The sequence below is a fragment of the Yersinia sp. Marseille-Q5920 genome (assembly GCF_946902935.1).
GTDB classification, from domain to species: domain Bacteria; phylum Pseudomonadota; class Gammaproteobacteria; order Enterobacterales; family Enterobacteriaceae; genus Yersinia; species Yersinia rochesterensis.
Genome location: NZ_CAMPQA010000009.1, coordinates 164,265 through 186,548 on the forward strand (window position 1 = coordinate 164,265; position 22,284 = coordinate 186,548).

Sequence of the window (22,284 nt, forward strand, 5' to 3'; positions counted from 1 at the left end):
ACCGATGCTACATTTCTTTATCCGTCGCCCCAAATTCGCCATTGTTATTGCATTGGTGATAACCATTGTTGGCTGGGTGTCATTGCATGTGATTCCGGTGGAGCAATATCCGGATATCACCCCGCCGGTTGTCTCTGTCAGTGCGGTTTATCCGGGGGCCAGTGCCCGCGATGTGGCGCAAGCTATTGCCTCCCCGCTGGAAGCTCAGGTCAATGGTGTCAGCAATATGCTGTATATGGAATCCACCAGTGGCAATAACGGCAGCTATCAACTGAGCATCACTTTCGCCAGCGGCACTGATCCGGATATGGCCGCAGTTGAGGTGCAAAACCGCATTTCTCAGGTGAGCGCCCAGCTCCCGGCTGAAGTGAATGAAAACGGCATTTCAGTGCGCAAACGCGCTTCTAACCTACTATTGGGAGTGAGTGTCTTTTCACCCAAACAGACTCATGATGCCCTGTTTGTGAGTAACTACACCAGCATACAGCTGCGTGATGCTATTGCGCGTATCAATGGTGTGGGTGATGTGCAGGTGTTCGGTGCCCGTGATTACAGCATGCGTGTTTGGTTGAATCCACAACGCATGGAGTCGCTGAATGTTAGCGTTCAAGACATCATCGCGGCATTGCAACAGCAGAACGTACAAGCGGCTGCCGGGCAGATAGGTTCGTCGCCGTCGTTGCCCGACCAACAACAAACTCTGACCATCAGTGGACAGGGGCGGCTGACTGACCCACAAGAATTTGCTAATGTCATTATTCGCAGTAATCCACAGGGCGGTATGATTCGGCTGGGTGATGTTGCCCGCGTAGCGCTCGGAGCACAGAATTATCAAGTCAGCGCGGCGCAAAATCAGACAGAATCAGCATTCTTAGTGGTTTATCCGGTGCCCGGTGCCAATGCATTAGAAGTGGCAAATGGCGTGCGCGACGAAATGGCCCGGCTATCAGCGGCTTTCCCGCCGGATCTGACCTATGAAATTAACTACGATTCCACCTTACCGGTCACGGCAACCTTGCATGAAATTGCACTTTCGCTGACCTTGACTCTCATTGTGGTGCTGGCGGTGGTGTATCTGTTTTTACAAAGTATGCGGGCGACCTTTATTGTCGCGCTCACCATTCCGGTTTCGCTGCTGGGCACCTTTGCGGTGCTGTATGTCTTTGGTTACTCGGCAAATACCCTCAGTCTTTTTGCCATAATTTTGGCGCTGACCATTGTGGTGGATGACGCCATTGTGGTGGTCGAAAACGTCGAGCGCTTATTATCGATTGACCCGAATCTCACACCCGCAGAGGCAACCAAGAAGGCGATGAGCCAGATTGCCGGGCCGATTATTGCCACCACCTTGGTGCTGATGGCGGTATTTGTGCCCATTGCGATTTTACCGGGCATTGTCGGTGAGCTGTATCGGCAGTTCGCGGTCACCCTCTCGGCGGCAGTTATTTTGTCCAGTATCAATGCGTTAACCTTAAGCCCGGCACTGTGCGCGGTATTACTTAAGCGCCGGACATTGTCGACTACCGGGGTGTTCGGCGGGATTAACCATGGGCTGGACAGCGCCCGTGATGGTTATGTCACATTGACGGGGAAAATCAGTAGCCGCGCAGTATTCAGTATTGTCGCGCTGTTGTTGGTGGGATTTGCCACCTGGTGGGGCTATACCCGCCTGCCCACCTCATTCTTGCCGGAGGAGGATCAGGGCTATTTCTTCGTCAGCTTACAGTTGCCGGATGGGGCTTCTCTGAATCGGACTCAGACGGTAATGGACCAAATGTATCAACAGGTGACCGCCAATGATGCCGTCGAGGATGTAATAAAAATCACTGGTTTTAGTTTGCTCAGTGGTAATAACTCACCCAATGCCGGTTTTGCTATTGTGATGCTTAAACCTTGGGGGCAACGCCCGCATATTAATCAGGTTCTGGCGAACATTCAGGCCAATTTGGCGGCGATTCCGTCGGCGATGATCATGGCGGTCAATCCACCGGCGATTGCGGGTTTGGGCAGTGCTTCGGGCTTCGATTTGCGCATTCAGGCGCTCCTGGGGCAAACACCGCAAGAACTGGCACAGGTCAGTCAGGGGATCATTTTTGCTGCTAATCAGGACCCGAAACTGAGCCGTGTATTTACCACCTTCAGTGCTTCGGTACCAGAAACCAATCTGAGTATTGACCGAGATCGTGCGGCATTATTACAGGTGCCGGTCAGCCGTATTTTCCAGACCTTGCAGACCTCTCTTGGGGGAATGAATGCCGGCGATTTCACCTTAAATAACCGCATGTTCCGAGTGCAATTACAAAATGATATGGATTTCCGTCAGCGCACCGCCCAAATCAATAGTTTGAATGTGCGTAGTGATAACGGCGCATTGGTCAGTTTGGCCAATCTGGTGACTCTGACGCCTTCAGTTGGTGCTCCTTTTATCAGTAATTTCAATCAGTTCCCTTCAGTTGCTATCAGTGGTTCGGCGGCCGATGGTGCCAGTTCGGGTCAGGCAATGGCGGCGATGGAAGCACTATTGGCGCAGAATTTACCGCAAGGTTATAGCTATAGCTGGAGCGGGATGTCATGGCAGGAGCAGCAAACTGGCGGTCAGGTGGTGTTTATTTATCTGGCTGCGTTAGTGTTCGCTTACCTGTTCTTGGTTGCTCAGTATGAAAGCTGGAGTATCCCGCTGGTGGTCATTCTGTCTGTGGTGTTTGCAGTGGGCGGCGCGGTGGCGGGGTTGTCCGCGATGGGCTTTGCCAATGATGTGTACGCGCAAATCGGGTTGGTATTACTGATAGGGTTGGCGGCCAAGAATGCGATATTGATTGTCGAATTCTCCAAAGCCCGGCGGGAAGAGGGCGCTACGATTGCTCAGGCGGCACAAGACGGTGCTAAACAGCGTTTCCGTGCGGTGATGATGACGGCAATTTCGTTTATTCTCGGCGTGATGCCGCTGGTCTTCGCCAGTGGCGCGGGCGCGATGAGCCGTCAGATTATTGGTATCACCGTGTTTGGTGGCATGTTAATGGCCACCGCCGTAGGGATCTTCTTCATTCCGGCGCTGTATCTGCATATTCAGCGGTTACGGGAATGGACAAAATCGCGCAAACACCCTTCAGATACTGATCCGCAGCATTAATCATTAGCTCAGTCTGCCACCCTGAAATGGGTGGTAGAATCGGGCTAAGTGGTCGCTTTTTGCGTTATTACATTAGGGTTATGATTATCCTCTGGTTTTCCCTACATATCCCGTAGCTTTACAACTATTATTATATACCCGTCATACTTCAAGCTCAGATAAAGCAGAAGTCAAAGAGCTGTTGCAGCAACACCATGATCATATCGAACAGAATATTGAAGATATTGCTCAGCATCCGGACATTAATGAAACCGTTTTGAGAGGAATATCACGGTTCTAATTTGATTTAAATCAAAAAAATCCATTTCTATACAATGGTTTACCTTTCTATTCAAATCTGTCTTTGACCCTCCCCCAAGGGGAGGGTTTAGATTATGGCCCATCCTATTAAAATACATTTCGCTTATCGAAAAAGGACCCACCATAATGAATAAAACATTTGCTTCAGCAACGCGCTTGGCGATTGTTGCTTTTGCCGCCATCACTTTCAGCCAATTTGCCTCCGCGACAACTCAAACAGAATTTTTGGCTCAGCATGGAATATCAGGAAAAACTACTGAGCAAATGATTGAGACAATTGATCAATCCAAACAAGAACGGCCTTTGGCGTATTCAGCCTCAGTCACCGGGACTGAGTTGAAATTATCGGATGGGCAGCAGGAGTTTTCTTTCCCTGTGGGTGATAAGTTCTATCTCTCATTTGCGCCTTATATCAACCAAACCCATCCATGTTTTAATCACAGTTTGTCTGGTTGCCGTGGCGAATTGGCGAATACCACCTTCGATGTGAAAATCACCGATCAAACCGGGAACGTTATCTTGCAGGATAAACTGACCAGCTATCAGAATGGTTTTATTGGTGTGTGGTTGCCACGTAATATAGAAGGGACGATAGAAGTGAATTATCAAGGGATTAAGGCGATATCACCTTTTGCGACCCAAGTTGAAAGCCAAACTTGCATGACGACATTGCGACTGAAAAAATAAACCTTATCAGAGTGAGTCTTAGATTATCTAAAATAATGAAAATCAGCTTAGCGGCTGGTTTTCATTATCCAACCAGCACACAATTTATTGCACTTCACTCGATAATATCATTGCTAAAGTTATCCCTGGTTGGATCTGTCAGTATTTTTTACGTGTAAGATCACAAATTACGCATTCTTATTCAATACGATTTTCCTTTAAAATGATGAGCAGTCGCAGTGCCAAATGATACATTCCCCCCGAATGGGTTGATAAATAAAACTGATTATATTGTTTTTTATTATTGATAGGGAAAATCTTAAAGTTATATAACTCATTGGGAAAGTGAAAGTTAATTAAATTTTTAAAAAAATGACGTGGGATTTTACATAAAAAAAATGAAACAATTTACGCTAATTTAAGTAATAAAATTCCCTTCAATATTGTAGGAAGTTTCCATTATTCGTATGAATAATCTTCTTTTTATTCGTATCAATAGAATATATACACCTAAATAACATGGATATTTTGGTGTTTTATTTCTAATGTTTTAATTAAATTGAGTTTAAAAACTTAAATGCTAATAGATTTCAGATTTTTATGCCTGACGTTGTGTTTGCGGCGATATATTTTTACATATAGTAAATGTTGTTCTAACTTTTAAATATCCGTATAAATAATTAAATTCGAATAAAAAACCATTAGATGTGAATTTTACAGTGGCTTGTAGATAGCATGATATAAAACAAAGCTTTCCGGGTGAATTCGCCTACCGCGAGTCTAAAACACCCTAAATTCAACACGAAAATCGCTTACTTATTAAATGGGTTATTTACCTGGTTATCTGTCGCCTGATGGATAAAGAGCGCTGTCGTCAATACCTTTTCAATAAGATTTAAATCTTTTAAGGATAGATATGAATGCAATTTTTAAAGTTATTTGGAACAGGTCATTGAATATATGGGTTGCTGTAGGAGAATTCGCTAAAGGAAAACAAAAATCAACAACGACCCAGCGCTCTTTTACTTCTCAATTTATCCTCGATACATTAAATCACCATATTCAACCTAAAATAGCTATTTTAGCGGTTGCCGTGATGGGCGCATTGGGCATTCAACCTGCATTGGCTATTACTGCCGCACAATGTACTGCAATGGGCGCGAGTTGCGTGGCGGTGGGAACGGCAGCAAGTTTAGCTACTGCGCTGAGTAATACCGGGGCAGGAAGTACAGCGACAACCATTTTATTAACCGCGAATATTGATCTTTCAGCGACATATTCTTTGGGTATGACAGTAAACCAAGCCACCAATGCACGACAGAATCTGGTGATTGATGGTGGTGGTTATGACTTAAAATTTGCGGGTTATGCTTTCAATATGTATGCGGGCAGCACAAACAATACGGCCTGGGCTGCGGAGAATGCAACATTCAAACTCACCAACTTTAATGATATTACATCAACGCTGGCGACCACCAGCGGCACCATTTCCCGATTGGTGTATGTGCAAGATGCTACCACTCGGTTAGACGTGACTTTGGATGAGATCAACTCAGTCCCCAATGGCAAATTGGTTGCTATGGGGCTTGATGGTGCTGCGGCCGCACCCAATGATTTCGGTAGAGTGATATTTGGCGATATTACCCAACCCGTCACTTTGAATTTCGGCACTTATCGACAATTGGTATTAGCTAACAATATCGCATTTACTGGACATTTCGACTTAACCGCAATAGCCAGCCCTGACTATCCGGCGGTCTTTTGGAGCAATGGTTCAGCAGCGAATAGCGTGCTCACTTTTGCCAGTGGTTCTGATGTGAGTATTACTGGCACGCGGCTGACTAATGGCCTGGCTATTGTTGGCGTGGGGGTGCCATCGTATAACTATATGATTGAAGATGGTGCCAAATTAAGCCTGGTTATCGATGGCCAAAATCCGTTGGGTCTCGCTAACTATGGTGTACAGATTGGCTCTTATAACACGGCTACCGGTTTATTTGGCGCTGGTGCTGTAATTAACATGAATAACCTGGCGGGTGATGTAATCAGTAATGCCCCCAGTACTGTTGCCACTGCATATATTTATAATGGCCCAGCCTCAACGAGAGATGTTATCTATAATCTGGCCGCGGGTTCAAATCTTGTTGTTGCCGCTGGCGCTGGCAATGATGGGATCACTGCCAGCAAAACTCTGGCAGGGACGGGGGGGATTTATATCCGTTCAGCGGCGACCATCTCAGATGGCACGCTAAACACCACCGCCGGCACGGGGATTAATGTCAGTGCTGCCTCATCGGGCAATGTGGTCATTCGTAATGAGGCGGAGGGTACTATCAGAAAAGCGACCGGGATCACTGTCACTGATTCTGGTAGTGGGTCGGTAAATATCACCAACGCGGGTACCATCAACAGCACTACCGCCGGGCTTTCTATTTCCGCTACGACAGCCAAAACAGTCAGTGTTGATAATACTGGCGGGACAATCAGTGCCAGCGGTGGGACGGGTGTTAATATTCTAGCCAATGCGCTATTGAATATGGTCGGGGGAACAATTACCACGACAGGCGCGGCGACCGGGTTTACTTTCGCAGGAACCACCAATAGCCATGTTTTAACTGATTTGATCCTCAATGTGAATGGTGCCGGTGCCGCCTTCTCAAAAGCGGCGGGAGTTAATCTGACGTTAAACCATGTCATCCTCAACACCGTGACTGGCACGGCCCTGGATAGCCTGGCTGGTTTGACGTTTGCCGACAGCGCCAATGGTCGTAATGAAATTAATGTCACTGGCACTGGGACCGGGATTGCGACGGTTAACACGGCGTTAACTGGCTGGAGCCCGGCGGCATTAGATATCAATGTTTCTGGTGCCGGAACCGGGATCAACGCCAGTGGCGGTGGCGTTGATCTTTCCAGTGCCAATTTGAGTGTCAATGTCACTAACAGCGGCGGTACCGGTTTACGCGTCACTGATGGTGCCGTGACAGCCACGACCATTGGTGCGAATGCCAGAATCAATGCAGCGGGTGCCACGGCGATTAATTTTGCAGGTACTACCGCCAAGACATTAAATAACAACGGAACCATTAATGGCGGGGTGATATTTGGCGGAACTGCCGCGAACATAATTAATAATAATGCGATATTGAACGGAACATTAACCACTGGTTCCGGTAACGATACTTTGGTGCTGGGAAGTGCTTCAGAAAGCACTGGTGCGATTAATCTGGGGGATGGCAATAATAACGTCACTATTCAGAACGGTACTCAAGTCTCATCCATTAATACCGGGGTGGGCGATGATACTTTTACTATCAATGGGATGACGTTAGGCAGTACCTATTTAGGTTCTCTGAATGCCGGTACTGGGACCAATACGCTGAATATCAATACATCAACAGATACCTTAGCCACTGGCACTTCTTTACAAGGTTTTGCCAATATCAATCTGACAGACAGCCTGATTACTCTGACATCTGACACTAACATTGGTAGCGGTGCCATTAATATTGACAGTACCAGTGATCTGCTATTTGGCAGCACATTCAATGGCACTCTGAATGCCTCATTAGGCCATGTCGCGGCGGGGGATGGTTTGGCCACGGTGAATAACGGCGCTAACGTCACTCTGAATCAGGCGAATGCTTTTGCCGGGAATTGGCAGGTCGATCAGGGCGGGATTCTCGCCGCCAGCAATAGCAATCAGTTGGGCACGACGGAAATTGCGCTGAATGGTAGGCTGAATCTGAATGGGGTGGCGGTTTCTAATAATGCGCTGACCGGCAACGGCTTACTGAATATCGATCCTGCCAATAATACGTTCAATTTTGGTGTGAATACCGGCACCGCATTTGCCGGCACGGTTGATATGGAAAACAGTATTTTTACTCTGAGTGGGAATAATACCGTTGCATTGAGTAATGCTTCCTTTATTGCCTCTGCGGGTACGGCGGTGGCAGTCGATAATAGCAATCAGGCGGTGGGTAATTTTGCCCTTAATGGCGGTACCGCCGCATTTGCCAGCGGCAGCTTAATCAGTGCTGGCACACTGGCGGTGACGGCTAACAGTAACATCAGGGTTGATCCGGTTCTCACCACTGGCGGGAATTTACTGGATCAGGATACGGGCACTTCAACGCGGTTAATTAACAGCAGCAATGTGCTCTCGTCCACCGAATTGGCGCGGCTGACCTTACAGAATATCCAGGGCGGCAGTCTGGGGGCGAATGCCCCGGTGGATGTCATTCAGGGCGCTAATACTGTGGCGCAGGCGATTTATAACTACGGCTTATCGGGTGTAGGCGGCGGCTTGAGTGTGACCTCGGCGTTGACCCGGTTAGCTTTACTCTCCGGCCAGACATTGACCCTGACATCGCAAGGCGCGGTCAATACCGATCACATCTTACTGGCACAACTGACTGGCGCGGGTAATCTGGCTATTGGCACGAATAACAGCGAAATGACGCTGACGAATACGACCAATAATTACACCGGCAGTACCTCAGTCAATGGCGGGATTTTGAATCTGGGCAGTAATAATGCGCTGGGCCAGACCTCGGCGCTGAACACTGCGGTGGGCACTTCCACCAATATCAATGGCCACAGCCAGACGGTGGGCGCACTGACCAACGCCGGGACGGTCACATTAGGCACTGGCGGGGCGCTCAGCAGCGGCCTGTTGACCAACAGCAATATTCTGAATATCGCGGGCGGTACATTGAACCTGAGTGCCGGCGGGGCTTCCACCGCAACCGGCGGTTTGACCGGCTCCGGCACCCTGAATATCAATGGCGGCGATTTAGCCCTCAGTGCCGCCAACAGCGGTCTGGCGGGGCAAACCAATATTGCCAGCGGTGCTTCCGCCACCCTGAGCGGCGCGGGCACACTGGGCAGCAGCGCGGTTAACGTGCTGGGCGATTTGAACCTGAACGGGGCCAATGCGGCGCTGGCGAATGTGCTGAGCGGCAATGGTGATATCAATACCAACGCCGCAGTGACTTTGACCGGCACGAACAGCTTCAGTGGCGCACATCATATCGGTGCTGCGGGTGAACTGACAGTGACACAGGCCAGTAATCTCGGGGCGTCAACGGCCACAGTTGGGCTGGACACCGCCACCTCGCATCTGGTGCTAAATGGCGTTAGCGGCACCATCGCCAATGCGCTCAGCGGGGTTGCCGGTTCTGTGGTGGACGTCACCACCGGCGCGAACACCAGTCTGACCGGCAATAACAGCAACTTCCTCGGCCAGTATGCTGTGGCGGGGAACAGTAAACTAACTGTCGGCTCAACGAATAATCTGGGCGCGGCGGCCAACATCGCTCTGGCGGGGGCGCAGGATATTCTGGCNGCTGAGTGGCTTTAACGGCACCTTTGCCAATACGGTGACGGGCAGCGGGATATTGCAGGTGACCGGCGGCTCAAATGCCACGCTGACCAGCAGTAATGCGGTCGATAATGCGGTGGCGGTGGATATCGCCAATGCCACGTTGAACCTGACTGACATCGCGTTGTTTGACCACGGCCTGACCGGCAACGGCACCCTGAATGTGGCGAAGAATCTGGCCAGCACGGCATTTGACTTCGGCACCTCGGTGGGCGGGGCATTCAGCGGCACAGTGAACCTGACGAACTCCACTTTTGCCTTAACAGCGGACAACACAGCAGCGCTGGCGAATGCCACGCTGAAACTGTCGGCTAACAACGTCACCACCGTGGGTTCCACCGACCGCACAGTGCATGGGCTGAATCTGAATGGCGGCACCCTGATTTTTGACGGTGCCGCCCCGCAGTCACAGGCCAATGGAGTGGTCAACGTGACCGAACTGGCGCTGAACAGCGGCACGGTCAGTGTCACCGGCACGAGCAACTGGGAGAACACCAACCCGGTCATCGCACCCAACTTGTCGATCCTCGCGCAAGATCGGGGCGACATCATGCTGGAGCTGATCAACGCCAATAACGTCACCGGTAATGTCAACGATCTGGATTTGGTGATCAACGGCACGTCGGTGACATCCGGTGGTCAGGCGGTGCTGTCCACCATCGAGCAGGGCGGGGTGACGGTCGCCAATGCCACTCATAACTATGGCCTGACCAGCAGTGACGGTAGCAGCGGCACGGGTTTGTACGTCAATTACTCCCTCAAAGCGCTGGAATTGTTAACCGGCGGCAATGATGCCTTATTACTGGTCACGGAGAGCGGAGCGACGGCGAATCGGGTATTGAATGCGGCGCTGTCGGGCAACGGCGGTTTGCAGGTAGATGCCAGCAATGGCGCGCTGACACTGGCGAATAGCACCAATACCTACAGCGGGGCGACCACAGTCAATGCGGGTTCGCTGATTCTGGGGGCTAACAATGCTTTTGGGCGCACCTCATTGCTGGATGTGCTCAGCGGGGCCGGCACCAATATTAACGGCCACAGCCAGACGGTGGGCGCACTGACCAATGCCGGGACTGTCACATTGGGTACTGGCGGGGCGCTCAGCAGCGGCCTGTTGACCAACAGCAATATTCTGAATATCGCGGGCGGTACATTGAACCTGAGTGCCGGCGGGGCTTCCACCGCAACCGGCGGTTTGACCGGCTCCGGCACCCTGAATATCAATGGCGGCGATTTAGCCCTCAGTGCCGCCAACAGCGGTCTGGCGGGGCAAACCAATATTGCCAGCGGTGCCACCGCCACCCTGAGCGGCGCGGGCACACTGGGCAGCAGCGCGGTTAACGTGCTGGGCGATTTGAACCTGAACGGGGCCAATGCGGCGCTGGCGAATGTGCTGAGCGGCAATGGCAATATCAACACTAACGCCGCAGTGACCCTGACCGGCACCAATACTTTCAGTGGCGGGCATCATATCGGTGCCACCGGCGCGCTGACAGTGACGCAGGCCAGTAATCTGGGGGCCTCGACTGCCACCATCGGGCTGGACACCGCCACCTCGCATCTGGCGCTGAAAGGGGTCAATGGCAGCATCGCCAATGTCCTCAGCGGGGTTGCTGGTTCGACGGTGGATGTCACTACCGGCGCGAATACCACTCTGACCGGCAATAACAGCGGGTTCCTTGGCCAGTATGCTCTGGCGGGGAACAGCAAACTGACTGTCAGCTCAACGAATAATCTGGGGGCCAGTTCCCGCGTCACCTTGGCGGGTGCACTGGACACTCTGGCACTGAGTGGTTTTAGCGGCACCTTTGCCAATGCAGTGACGGGCAGCGGGATATTGCAGGTGACGGGCAGTTCGAATGCCACACTGACCAGCAGTAATGCGGTTGCCAATGCGGTGGCGGTGGATATCGCAGATGCCACTTTGAACCTGACTGATATCGCGTTGTTTGAACATGCACTGACCGGCAACGGCACTTTGAATGTGGCGAAGAACTCGGCTAGCACGGCGTTTGACTTCGGTGGCGCGGTGGGCGGGGCATTCAGCGGCACAGTGAATCTGACGAACTCCACTTTTGCCTTAACAGCGGGCAATACCGCAGCGCTGGCGAATGCCACACTGAAACTGTCAGCTAATAACGTCACCACCGTGGGTTCCACTGACCGTACATTGCATGGGCTGAATCTGAACGGCGGCACCCTGATTTTTGACGGCGCAGCCCCGCAGTCACAGGCCAAGGGGGTGGTCTCGGTCGCTGATCTGGCGCTGAGCAGCGGCACGGTCAGTGTCACCGGTACGAGCAACTGGAATAATACTAACCCGGTCGTCGCACCCAACTTGTCGATCCTCGCGCAAGATCGGGGCGATATCATGCTGAAGCTGATTGATGCCGCCAGAGTGACTGGCGATGTCAACGTGCTTAATCTGATGATCAACGGCACGCCAGTGACATCCGGTGGTCAGGGGGTGCTGTCCACCATCCAGCAGGGTGGGGTGGCGGTCGCCAATGCCACTCATAACTATGGCCTGACCAGCAGTGACGGTAGTACCGGCACGGGGTTGTTCGTCAATTACACCCTCAAAGCGCTAGACTTGTTAACCGACGGCAATGGGGCTTTATTGCTGGCGACGGAAAGCGGGGCGACGGCCAACCGGGTATTGAATGCGGCTTTGTCGGGTAGCGGTGGTTTGCAGGTAGATGCCAGCAATGGCGCGCTGACACTGGCGAATAGCACCAATACCTACAGCGGGGCGACCACAGTCAATGCGGGTTCGCTGATTCTGGGGGCTAACAATGCTTTTGGGCGCACCTCATTGCTGGATGTGCTCAGCGGGGCCAGCACCAATATTAACGGCCACAGCCAGACGGTGGGCGCGCTGACCAATGCCGGGACTGTCACATTGGGTACTGGCGGGGCGTTAACCAGCGGCCTGTTGACCAACAACAATATCCTGAATATCGCCGGCGGCACATTGAACCTGAGTGCGGGCGGTGCTTCCACTGCGACCGGCGGTTTGACTGGATCCGGCATTCTCAATGTTAATGGCGGCGATTTAGCCATCAGTGCTGCTAATAGCGGTCTAGCCGGGCAAACCAATATTGCCAGCGTTGCTTCCGCCACTCTGACCGGCGCGGGCACACTGGGCACCAGCGTGGTTAATGTGCTGGGTAATTTGAACCTGAACGGGGCCAATGCGGTGCTGGCGAATGTGCTGAGCGGCAATGGAAATATTAACACCAATGCCGCAGTAACCCTGACTGGCACCAATACTTTCAGTGGCGCGCATCATATCGGTGCCACCGGCGCTTTGACCGTCGGTCAGGCCAGTAATCTGGGGGCCTCGAGCGCCACCATCGGGCTGGATACCGCCACTTCACATCTGGCGCTGAAAGGGGTCAATGGCACCATCGCCAATGTTCTCAGCGGGGTTGCCGGTTCGACGGTGGACGTCACCACCGGCGCGAATACCACTTTGACTGGCAATAATAGCGGGTTCCTTGGCCAGTATGCTCTGGCGGGGAACAGCAAACTGACTGTCAGCTCAACGAATAATCTGGGGGCCAGTTCCCGCGTCACCTTGGCGGGTGCACTGGACACTCTGGCACTGAGTGGTTTTAGCGGCACCTTTGCCAATGCAGTGACGGGCAGCGGGATATTGCAGGTGACGGGCAGTTCGAATGCCACACTGACCAGCAGTAATGCGGTTGCCAATGCGGTGGCGGTGGATATCGCAGATGCCACTTTGAACCTGACTGATATCGCGTTGTTTGAACATGCACTGACCGGCAACGGCACTTTGAATGTGGCGAAGAACTCGGCTAGCACGGCGTTTGACTTCGGTGGCGCGGTGGGCGGGGCATTCAGCGGCACGGTAAATCTGACGAACTCCACTTTTGATCTTAATGGCATGAACACATCGGCCCTGACGAATGCCACGCTAAAACTGTCCAGCGGCAATATGACTTCTGTGGCCGATGGTGTCCAAAATATCGGCGGACTGGCGCTGAACGGCGGTACGATACTGTTCAATAACGTGGTGGATAACGCCGGTGTCATCTCCTCGGAAGGAACTTTCGCGGCGAATAGTATCAATACCACCGGTGGGGGAAATGTTCGGGTCAATTTACCTGTCAGTCTTGCACCAAGTCTGGATGGTTTGCCGGTGATGGAGCTGGATGAAGGCGAAATAATTGTTAAATTGGGCACCGGGGCTGCTACCGGTTCTGGGCGCGAATTGACACTGACTGATCAGAACGGTGGCCCAATAAGTGCTGTTTTCTATCAGGGCATCTATAACCCAGGTGGGGGCAATGCTGCGGCGATCGGTTCATTTAATTACGGCCTGACGACCGGGAATGTTTATGACGGTCTGTATGTTAATTATGGGCTGACAGGATTAGAGCTACAGAGCACCGGCAATGATGCTTTAATCTTGACGGCAACGCTGGCTAACAATGGTAAACAATCTAACGATTTGTCTACCCAGATTAGCGGCAGTGGTGATTTGGCGTTTGTTTCCGCAAATGACGGCAGCATCGCCTCGTTATCGAATGCGACCAATAATTACACTGGGGCTACGTGGGTGCGTTCAGGGATTTTACGTCTGGATGCCAATTCTGCGCTGGGGCAAACCTCGCAGCTGGCGATGAGCAATACCACCGCCGTGGATCTCAATGGGACTCAGCAGTCGGTGGGCCAATTAACCACGGAAACGGGCAGTACCCTGAATTTCAATAGTGGCAAATTAGCAGTAACAAACGGCGGCCAAGTGGATGGTGCGCTTAGCGGTGCAGGAGAGCTGGCTCTGAGCGGCGGTACACTCAGTGTCACTCAAGGGAATAGCGGCTTTACCGCTAGCACGGATATTGCCAGCGGTGCCACGGCGCATCTGTATCAGGCCCAAGGTCTGGGAAGCGGGGCGATTAATAATAACGGTATTCTTAACCTGGATAATAACACCGGCGTATTGTCGAACAATCTGTCAGGTGCCAGCGGTAACACCCAACTGACGAATAATGCCAATATCCGACTAGCGGGAGATAACAGTGGCTATTCAGGCCTCTTTACCACGGATTCCGGGGCTGTTTTGACGGCGAATAGCGCCCAAAATCTCGGGAATAGCCGAATTGCCAACAGTGGTGAATTGATTCTGGATACGGCGTCAGTATGGGAGCTGACTAACGCCATCAGCGGGAATGGTGCGCTGATTAAACGTGGTAGCGGAACGGTTAAAATTGAAGGAAGCACGGTCAGTGCTAGCCAAACTACCATTGAGAATGGATTGCTGCAATTGGGCAGTTTACCGGTGATATCGGCGCTTTATGTGGAAGAATCACCGTTAGCGCGTTCATTATCAGTCTCGTTGGCCTCGACTATCGCCAATCTGACCAGCAATGTGCTGATTACCACCACCGGTTCATTAGGTGGCTACGGCAAGGTGACCGGGAATGTTGAAAACAACGGCAGTCTGATTATGCCGAATGCTTTAACCGGCGGTGATTTTGGAACATTTACCATTGACGGTAATTATACCGGTAATAATGGCACAGTGGTCTTCAATACCGTTCTGGCGGGGGATTCGTCAAGCAGTGACCGGTTATTGATTACCGGTAATACCGCAGGGCAGAGTTATGTCACGGTGAATAACATTGGCGGTAATGGTGGGCGGACGTCTGACGGCATCAAAATTATCAATGTCGGCGGTGATTCGGCGGGGCAATTTACCCTTAATGGCCGTGCGGTTGCTGGCGCATATGAGTATTTCTTGTATCAGGGCAGCATTAGCTCGCCAACAGATGGCGACTGGTATTTGCGTACTGAAGTCGATGAGCGCCGTCCAGAGCCAGCCAGCTACACCGCAAACCTGGCGGCGGCGAACACGATGTTTGTCACCACTTTGGCCGACCGTGCGGGCGAAACACTGTACACCGATGTCTTCACTGGTGAAGAGAAAACCACCAGCCTGTGGTTACGCAATGAAGGCACTCATAATCGCTCCCGTGATGACAGTGGTGAGTTGAAAACTCAAGATAACCGCTATGTCATGCAGCTCGGTGGAGATGTGGCGCAATGGAGCCGTAACGCGCAAGATTTGTGGCGTGTCGGTGTGATGGCGGGTTATGCCAATAGCAGCAGTTCTAGCGTGGCGCAGATGACGGGCTATCGCTCCAATGGCTCGGTTGATGGTTACAGTGTCGGGATGTATGGCACTTGGTTTGCTAATAGCCAGGAAAATACCGGTGCATACGTTGATTCATGGCTGCAATACAGCTGGTTTACTAATCAGGTTGATGGGCAGGATCTCACCACTGAGAAATATGATTCTAAAGGTTTTACCGCTGCGGTTGAGAGTGGTTATATCTTCAAAGTGGGGGAAAGTGCTTATAGCAACTTCTTTATCCAGCCGAAAGCTCAGGTGGTGTGGATGGGCGTAAAAGCAGATTCTCATACCGAAACCAATGGCACCTTGGTCACTGGCGAGGGGAATAATAATATTCAAACCCGTTTAGGCGCGAAAGCTTTCATTAGCCCGATTCAGTCCGCCAACAAGGCGAAAGAACCCGCGTTTAAACCTTACGTTGAAGCCAATTGGATCCACAATACTAAAGATTTCGGTACTACATTGGATGGCATCACTGTAAAACAAGCGGGAGCCGCTAATATTGCCGAATTGAAATTGGGTGTTGAAGGCCAGATAAATAAAAAGCTGAACCTGTGGGGTAATGTTGGCCAGCAACTGGGTAATAATGGTTACAGTGATAGCAGCATCACGTTAGGGGTTAAATATAATTTCTAACGGTAATTAATAGTTATCAATAACTAACGGCACATATCAATGGGTATGTGCCGTTTTTTGTGGTTAAAAGTGTGTCGGTAAATATTAATAATGAAGGAATCGGTGGCGAATTATTTTTTGTTTTATATTTTTTAATTTGTTATTTCATTGGATTATTGGTCTTTCTTTTCGTTATTTATCGATACTAAATTTAGCTGATTATCATTTATATAGCATTTAATATGATATTTAATTAAATAAAAAATGAAATTAAATTGACGCGTTATGATTTTTTTTATAAAAAACCAAATATAAAAATATTATACTTTTCATGATGTTAGTTTTTGTTTTTCATTTTCATGGTTTATTCGTCTTTCACCCCGTTAATACTTGGTTTTATCTTCTCCCACACCACGAAATCACTCTATCGCGACAGGAAGTCACGTGTGTTTTCTGTCCGTTTTGGCTATGGCCTCTTTAAAGGGAAAGGACAGGATATGTCATCAGTAGAACCGCAGGAAAACCGGCAAACCGGAATACTTAATACCATTGAGCGCATCGGTAATGCTATGCCGGATATCACCATGCTATTTATTTATGCATTAGGTGTGTGCTGGGCGCTTTCTTTTGGATTGTCATTTATTAATTTCGATTATTATCATCCTCTGACCGGCTCTCAGATCAAAGTGACCAATATGCTGGCACCAGTTGAGCTGGTGACCTTTATTACCACCATGGTCAAAAACTTTATTAACTTCCCACCATTGGCCATTACTATTGTCGCAACACTGGGTATTGGAATTGCCGAGGGCAGTGGCTTTATTCAGGTCATGTTGAAAAAGATGCTTAATGTGACGCCACAGCGCATTTTGACACCGGCGGTCATTTTTATTGGTGTAGTCAGCCATGTTGCATCTGATTCGGCTTATGTGATTTTAATGCCGGTATCGGCCATGATGTTTTATGCCAGTGGTCGACATCCGCTGGCTGGAATTGCCGCGGCTTTTGCCGGGTTGGCGGGTGGATTCTCGGCCAGTTACACCCCATCGATTATTGACCCTATCATGCAGGGTTTTACTCAGGGCGCGGCAAATATTATTGACCCGAGTTATAACGTCAATGTGTTATGTAACTATTTCCTCAGCTTTGGCAGCACCTTTGCGGTGATTCTGGTGTGCTGGTTTATTACTGAGAAAATTGTCGAGCCGCGGTTGATCAAGTCGATGCCCCTGAATGACGATCTCAGTGTGCTACATAACCATGATGAACTGCAAAAAGTGACTCCGCGCGAGAGCAAAGCATTTAAAAAAGCGGGGCTGACTATGCTACTGATGCTGATTGGTCTGGCGGCGGCATTGTACCCGGAGAACTCTTTATTGCGCTCACCAGAGGGAAGTTTAACCCGCCCTGATGCGCCTATCATGCAAGCCATTGTCCCATTACTGTTCTTCATGTTCGCCATTCCTGGCCTGATTTACGGCTTCAGCGCGGGTACCTTTAAAAGCACTAAAGATGTCACCAGCAGCATGGAAAACATCACACGCTCATTGGTCTCGTTTTTAGTTTTCAGTTTCTTCTGCGCCCAGTTCCTATATTCATTCAGTCATTCTAATATCGGCACATTGCTCGCAATCTCGGGCGCTGACTTGTTGCGGACCTTGGCGATGCCCGCTGGATTCACTATTTTAGGGGTGATTCTACTGTCTTGCGCGTTGGATATTATTATTACTTCAGCATCGTCAAAATGGTCGATTTTGGCACCGGTATTAGTACCGATGTTGATGGCGGTAGGTATTTCGCCGGAACTGACTCAGGCCAGCTTCCGCGTAAGCTCCACTGTCAATATCTCGACACCGATGTTTGCCTTCTATCCTTTAATCATTATGTATTGCCGCCAGTATTGCTCTAAGACTGGGGTGGGAACACTCTGCGCCATGATGCTGCCTTATACTCTTGGGCTGACAATTGTGCTCACCCTGATGCTGTATTTGTTCTGGGGATTAGGGATTCCATTAGGGTTCCAGAGCGGCTATACCTACCCGGCGACTCACTAACCGTCTAAAAAATAAAATGAATAAGGAATAATAAATGACAATCGCACTCTCAGAACAACTCACTCAACGTTTTTTCCGCTATCTGTCTGTCAGTAGTCAGAGTGACGCTGCCGCTAGCACACTGCCGAGCACGGCGGGACAGCATAAGATGGCGCAAATGTTGGCCGATGAACTGCGGCAGTTGGGGCTGAAAGATATCGTCATTGATGAACATGCGACGGTAACTGCCCGTAAACCGGGTAACCAGCCTACAGCGCCACGTATTGGTTTTATCACTCACATTGATACCGTTGATGTTGGTTTGTCAGCCGATATCCATCCGCAGCGCTTGCACTTTACCGGCAGCGACCTGTGCTTGAATCCAGAGCAGGGCATCTATCTGCGCACGGCGGAACACCCGGAAATTCTACGTTATCAGGATGAAGAGATTATTTTCAGCGATGGTACCAGTGTGTTGGGGGCGGATAATAAAGCGGCAGTAACGGTGGTGATGACACTGCTGGAAAACTTGAGCGCGGATGATAAGCACGGCGATATTATTGTGGCATTTGTGCCAGATGAAGAGATTGGCTTACTCGGTGCCAAAGCGCTGGATCTGGCGCGGTTTGATGTTGATTTTGCTTACACCATCGATTGCTGTGAACTGGGCGAAGTGGTGTATGAGAACTTCAATGCGGCCTCGGCGGAGATTGATATTGTGGGTGTGACGGCACATCCCATGTCAGCCAAGAATGTGCTGATCAATCCGATTCGTGTCGCTTATGACATTATCAGTGAATTTGACCCGCAACAGACGCCAGAACACACCGAAGGGCGGGAAGGTTATGTTTGGTTCACGGATATGGTGGCTAACCCTAACAGCGCCAAACTGAAAATTGCCATTCGTGATTTTGATAATGCTTCCTTTGCGGCCCGTAAAGCTTCAATTGGCGCGGCAGTGGCAAAGATCTCTGCCCGCTATCCACGCGCCAAGTTAAGCTATTCAGTGACCGATGTTTACAGCAATATCAGCAATTCCATTGGTGAAGATAAAACAGCAATTGAGCTTGTTTTCTCTTCCATGGCGCAGTTGGGGATTGAGCCTAATGTCATTCCGATGCGAGGCGGGACGGATGGCGCGGCGTTATCCAGCAAAGGGTTGTTAACACCCAACTATTTCACTGGTGCGCATAACTTCCATTCGCCATTTGAATTCTTGCCAATCAGCTCCTTTGTAAAATCATATGAGTTGACCCGGACTATCTGCTTATCTGCGGCGAAAAAATAAGCTGTGGTTAAACGGGAGGGGGCGATAGCTCGCTCCCTTTCGCCATTTTATGGCTTAATCTAGTGCTTCTTCCTGCACTTCCAGCACATGATAGGCGGTTGAGCAGAACAGCGAGTTCAAACGCTTCATATCCCCCAATAGCCCCATATGCAGACTGCTGGTTTCAATGCTCAGAACGTTTTGCTGATGCAGGCGCTCGACGTGAGCATGAGAGTAACGGCGGTTCAGCAAGCGGAAACGGTGCTTGGCACGGCGCAGACGCTTAGCATTATTGATATCTCTAGATAAAAATACCGACATGCCCAAATCAAGGTTGGTGACCAATCGGGCATGTAAGGTATTTAATTCCTCAAACCCTTCGGCTGAAAACGGCTTACGTGCATTGAGCGACTTAGCGGCGACATCTGAAGTCATGCGGCCAATAATATCGCCCGCCTGCTGGAGATTGACTGCGGTATCAATGATTTCCGCCCAGCGGCGTGAGTCAATCTCGCCTAATTCATCTTGTTGAATTTGGGCTAAATACAGTTTTATCGCGCTATACAGCATGTCGACTTCATCTTCCAACAAGCTGACTTCATGTTTTTGCTGTTTATTCCCCTCCAACACTTCTTTAAAGCGAAATAGCATTTGCTCCAGCACGTCACCCATGCGCAGGGTTTCTCGCACGGCGTTGGCTAAGGCCAGTGACGGGGTGTCGATAGCGGTAATATCGAGATAGCGTGGCGCTGAAGGCTGGGGAATATTGGGGTCATCACTGATCAACCGGCTGCAAATTCGTGCCATCACGCCAACAAATGGCAGCATCAACAAACAGCGCAGCAGGTTATAGAAAACGTGGAAGTAAATGACCACTTCGGCGGCGGGTAAACTGCGCCCGAACAGCCATTTCCCTAACATATTGACCCAAGGGACAATTAAGATACAGCCGATAACTTTAAATAGCAGGCTCCCCAGCACCACTTGGCGAGAGACGGCATTCTGCCCACGGCTGCTGATCAGGGCCAGCAACCCGCTGCCGAGATTTGAACCAATTACAATGCAGAGCGCGATGTTCAGTGGCACTAAGCCGGTAGCGGCGAGTGTCGCGGTCAGTAGCACGGCAGCCAAACTGGAATAACTGATCATGGCGAACAGCGCGCCAATCAACAGCGCTAGAATGGTATCGCCGGTCAGAGAAGAGAAAATGGCCTGAACTGCGGTCGCCTGTGTAATCGGCCCGGCAGCCGTCACAATCAGTTGCAGCGCCAGAATAATCAGCCCGAGGCCAATACATACGCGGCCCATCTGGCCCACGCGCGCTTTACGTTGGCCGAGGAAGACAATGACCCCACCCAAAATCAGCAATGGCGACAGCCAGGAGAGATCAAAGGTGAGCACCCGCGCCATCAGCGCGGTCCCGACATCAGCCCCTAGCATAATCACCAGGGCTGGAGACAATGAAATCAGCCCCTGCGACACAAACGAAATGACCAGCAACGCGGTCGCATTACTGCTTTGTACCAGTGCGGTGACGCCAATCCCGGCCATAAACGCCGTCGGTTTTTTCTGGATGCTGGCGCTCAGTACCCGGCGCAAATCGGCACCATAAACTCGCATGATACCGGTGCGGACGATGTGTGTGCCCCACACCAGCAGGGCGACAGAAGAAAGCAGATGAAGCAATGTCAGCATAGTCAGTCTCAGTTGGGGTGAGTGGCTCCAGATTAGGTGAAATTGCTCAAGGATTGGTAAATGATATCCAAGAGCTTTTTATTATCAACGGATTGCAAAATTTTTACTGGCTTGCCCTGTGGTGCCGGAATGCCAACATCCAAACGCAGATTTTGCGGGCTAAAGCGCAAGGTCATCCCGCGGGTTAGCGCCCCTTCCAGCGCGACATCGACATAGTCGCTGGTGGTGGTCACGATGCTTTTATCCAGCAACCAGGCGACGACCAAGGCATCATGAACCCAGCAACCCGGCAGTTGCCGTGTTTGCATTGAGTAACTTATCCACGGGCGCAAAGTTTCTACCAGATAACGGCTGAGTACAGAGTCAATTTGTGCAATCTTATCTAAATCCTGATGCAGCAGTTGGGTCTGCGTAGTGACATCCAAAGGTGCCAATGTAATGTTAGCACCGCTGGTCAGTACCACATGCGCGGCTTCGGGATCGATACCAAAATTGGTGTCTTTAAAATAGCCCTCGACATTAAACACACCGCCCATGATAGCAATTTCCGCCACCGATGACGCCATTTGCGGGTAAAGCTGCATGGCATGGGCAATATTTGTCAGTGGGCCGATGGCCACCAAGGTTATTTCGCCGGGGTTATTGCAAATTAATTCGCCGATAGCATGGGCCGCTAAGGGCGCATTGGAGGCCACCATGGGCGGCAGGGGCGTTTGTTGCCAAAGTGCAGTTAATCCATTTCTGGCCGCGCCATTATCCAGCTTGTCGCGCCAAAGCGCCGCCGGCTCCACCAGCGCTTGTGACGCGCCCCGCATGATGGGGATATTCACCCCCAGACGGGTCACTAAATCATGGGCAACAGAAAATCCGACTTCGCTTGGGGTATTCCCCGCCACGATAGTCACTAATTCCAACGCTATTTCTGGGGCGGCGATGGCCAGCGCTAATGCTAAACCATCATCGACATTGGCGCCGGGCACGCCATTTCCTGGGTCACAATCAATAATTAAACGCATATTTTTTTTATCT

Annotated in this window: 6 protein-coding genes and 3 pseudogenes; 7 read left to right on the plus strand and 2 right to left on the minus strand. The window is 50.7% G+C overall.

The window, feature by feature from the left end:
• Positions 1 to 4: 4 nt before the first annotated feature.
• The 7 genes and pseudogenes from OVO64_RS14380 (at position 5) to pepT (ending at position 19,581) form a co-directional block, all read left to right on the plus strand.
• Positions 5 to 3,130, plus strand: coding sequence for an efflux RND transporter permease subunit (locus OVO64_RS14380; protein ID WP_267248853.1), 3,126 nt, complete (start codon positions 5 to 7; stop codon positions 3,128 to 3,130).
• A 148-nt stretch (positions 3,131 to 3,278) separates the two neighbouring features.
• A pseudogene (locus OVO64_RS14385) lies at positions 3,279 to 3,410 on the plus strand (hypothetical protein); the annotation flags it as partial.
• A 146-nt stretch (positions 3,411 to 3,556) separates the two neighbouring features.
• The gene (gene cueP / locus OVO64_RS14390; protein ID WP_038639256.1) at positions 3,557 to 4,117 is read left to right on the plus strand and encodes a copper-binding periplasmic metallochaperone CueP; all 561 of its coding nucleotides are present in this window, start codon (positions 3,557 to 3,559) and stop codon (positions 4,115 to 4,117) included.
• An 895-nt stretch (positions 4,118 to 5,012) separates the two neighbouring features.
• A pseudogene (locus OVO64_RS20650) lies at positions 5,013 to 5,540 on the plus strand (ESPR-type extended signal peptide-containing protein); the annotation flags it as partial.
• Between the two features lie 969 nt (positions 5,541 to 6,509).
• Positions 6,510 to 16,281 (plus strand): annotated as a pseudogene (locus OVO64_RS20535) (autotransporter outer membrane beta-barrel domain-containing protein); the annotation flags it as partial.
• A gap of 476 nt (positions 16,282 to 16,757) precedes the next feature.
• On the plus strand, positions 16,758 to 18,314 hold the full coding sequence (locus OVO64_RS14400) for an AbgT family transporter (RefSeq protein ID WP_267248854.1): 1,557 nt from the start codon (positions 16,758 to 16,760) through the stop codon (positions 18,312 to 18,314).
• 34 nt (positions 18,315 to 18,348) lie between these two features.
• On the plus strand, positions 18,349 to 19,581 hold the full coding sequence (pepT, locus tag OVO64_RS14405; RefSeq protein WP_267248856.1) for a peptidase T: 1,233 nt from the start codon (positions 18,349 to 18,351) through the stop codon (positions 19,579 to 19,581).
• A gap of 54 nt (positions 19,582 to 19,635) precedes the next feature.
• Here pepT and OVO64_RS14410 read toward each other — a convergent pair whose 3' ends face one another.
• Positions 19,636 to 21,255 carry a Na/Pi cotransporter family protein gene (locus tag OVO64_RS14410; RefSeq protein ID WP_145510227.1) on the minus strand — a complete coding sequence of 540 codons (1,620 nt, stop codon included), beginning with the start codon at positions 21,253 to 21,255 and terminating at the stop codon, positions 19,636 to 19,638.
• Positions 21,256 to 21,287: 32 nt separating this feature from the next.
• Entirely contained in the window at positions 21,288 to 22,271 is a 984-nt protein-coding gene (locus tag OVO64_RS14415) for a nucleoside hydrolase (protein WP_038630670.1), read from the minus strand.
• Positions 22,272 to 22,284 lie beyond the last annotated feature (13 nt).

What these genes read in the sequence shown, in the direction of transcription:
- cueP (WP_038639256.1), top strand. Translation starts at nt 3,557, where the DNA reads ATGAATAAAACATTTGCTTCAGCAACGCGCTTGGCGATTGTTGCTTTT.
- OVO64_RS14410 (WP_145510227.1), bottom strand. Translation starts at nt 21,255, where the DNA reads ATGCTGACATTGCTTCATCTGCTTTCTTCTGTCGCCCTGCTGGTGTGG.
- OVO64_RS14380 (WP_267248853.1), top strand. Translation starts at nt 5, where the DNA reads ATGCTACATTTCTTTATCCGTCGCCCCAAATTCGCCATTGTTATTGCA.
- pepT (WP_267248856.1), top strand. Translation starts at nt 18,349, where the DNA reads ATGACAATCGCACTCTCAGAACAACTCACTCAACGTTTTTTCCGCTAT.
- OVO64_RS14415 (WP_038630670.1), bottom strand. Translation starts at nt 22,271, where the DNA reads ATGCGTTTAATTATTGATTGTGACCCAGGAAATGGCGTGCCCGGCGCC.
- OVO64_RS14400 (WP_267248854.1), top strand. Translation starts at nt 16,758, where the DNA reads ATGTCATCAGTAGAACCGCAGGAAAACCGGCAAACCGGAATACTTAAT.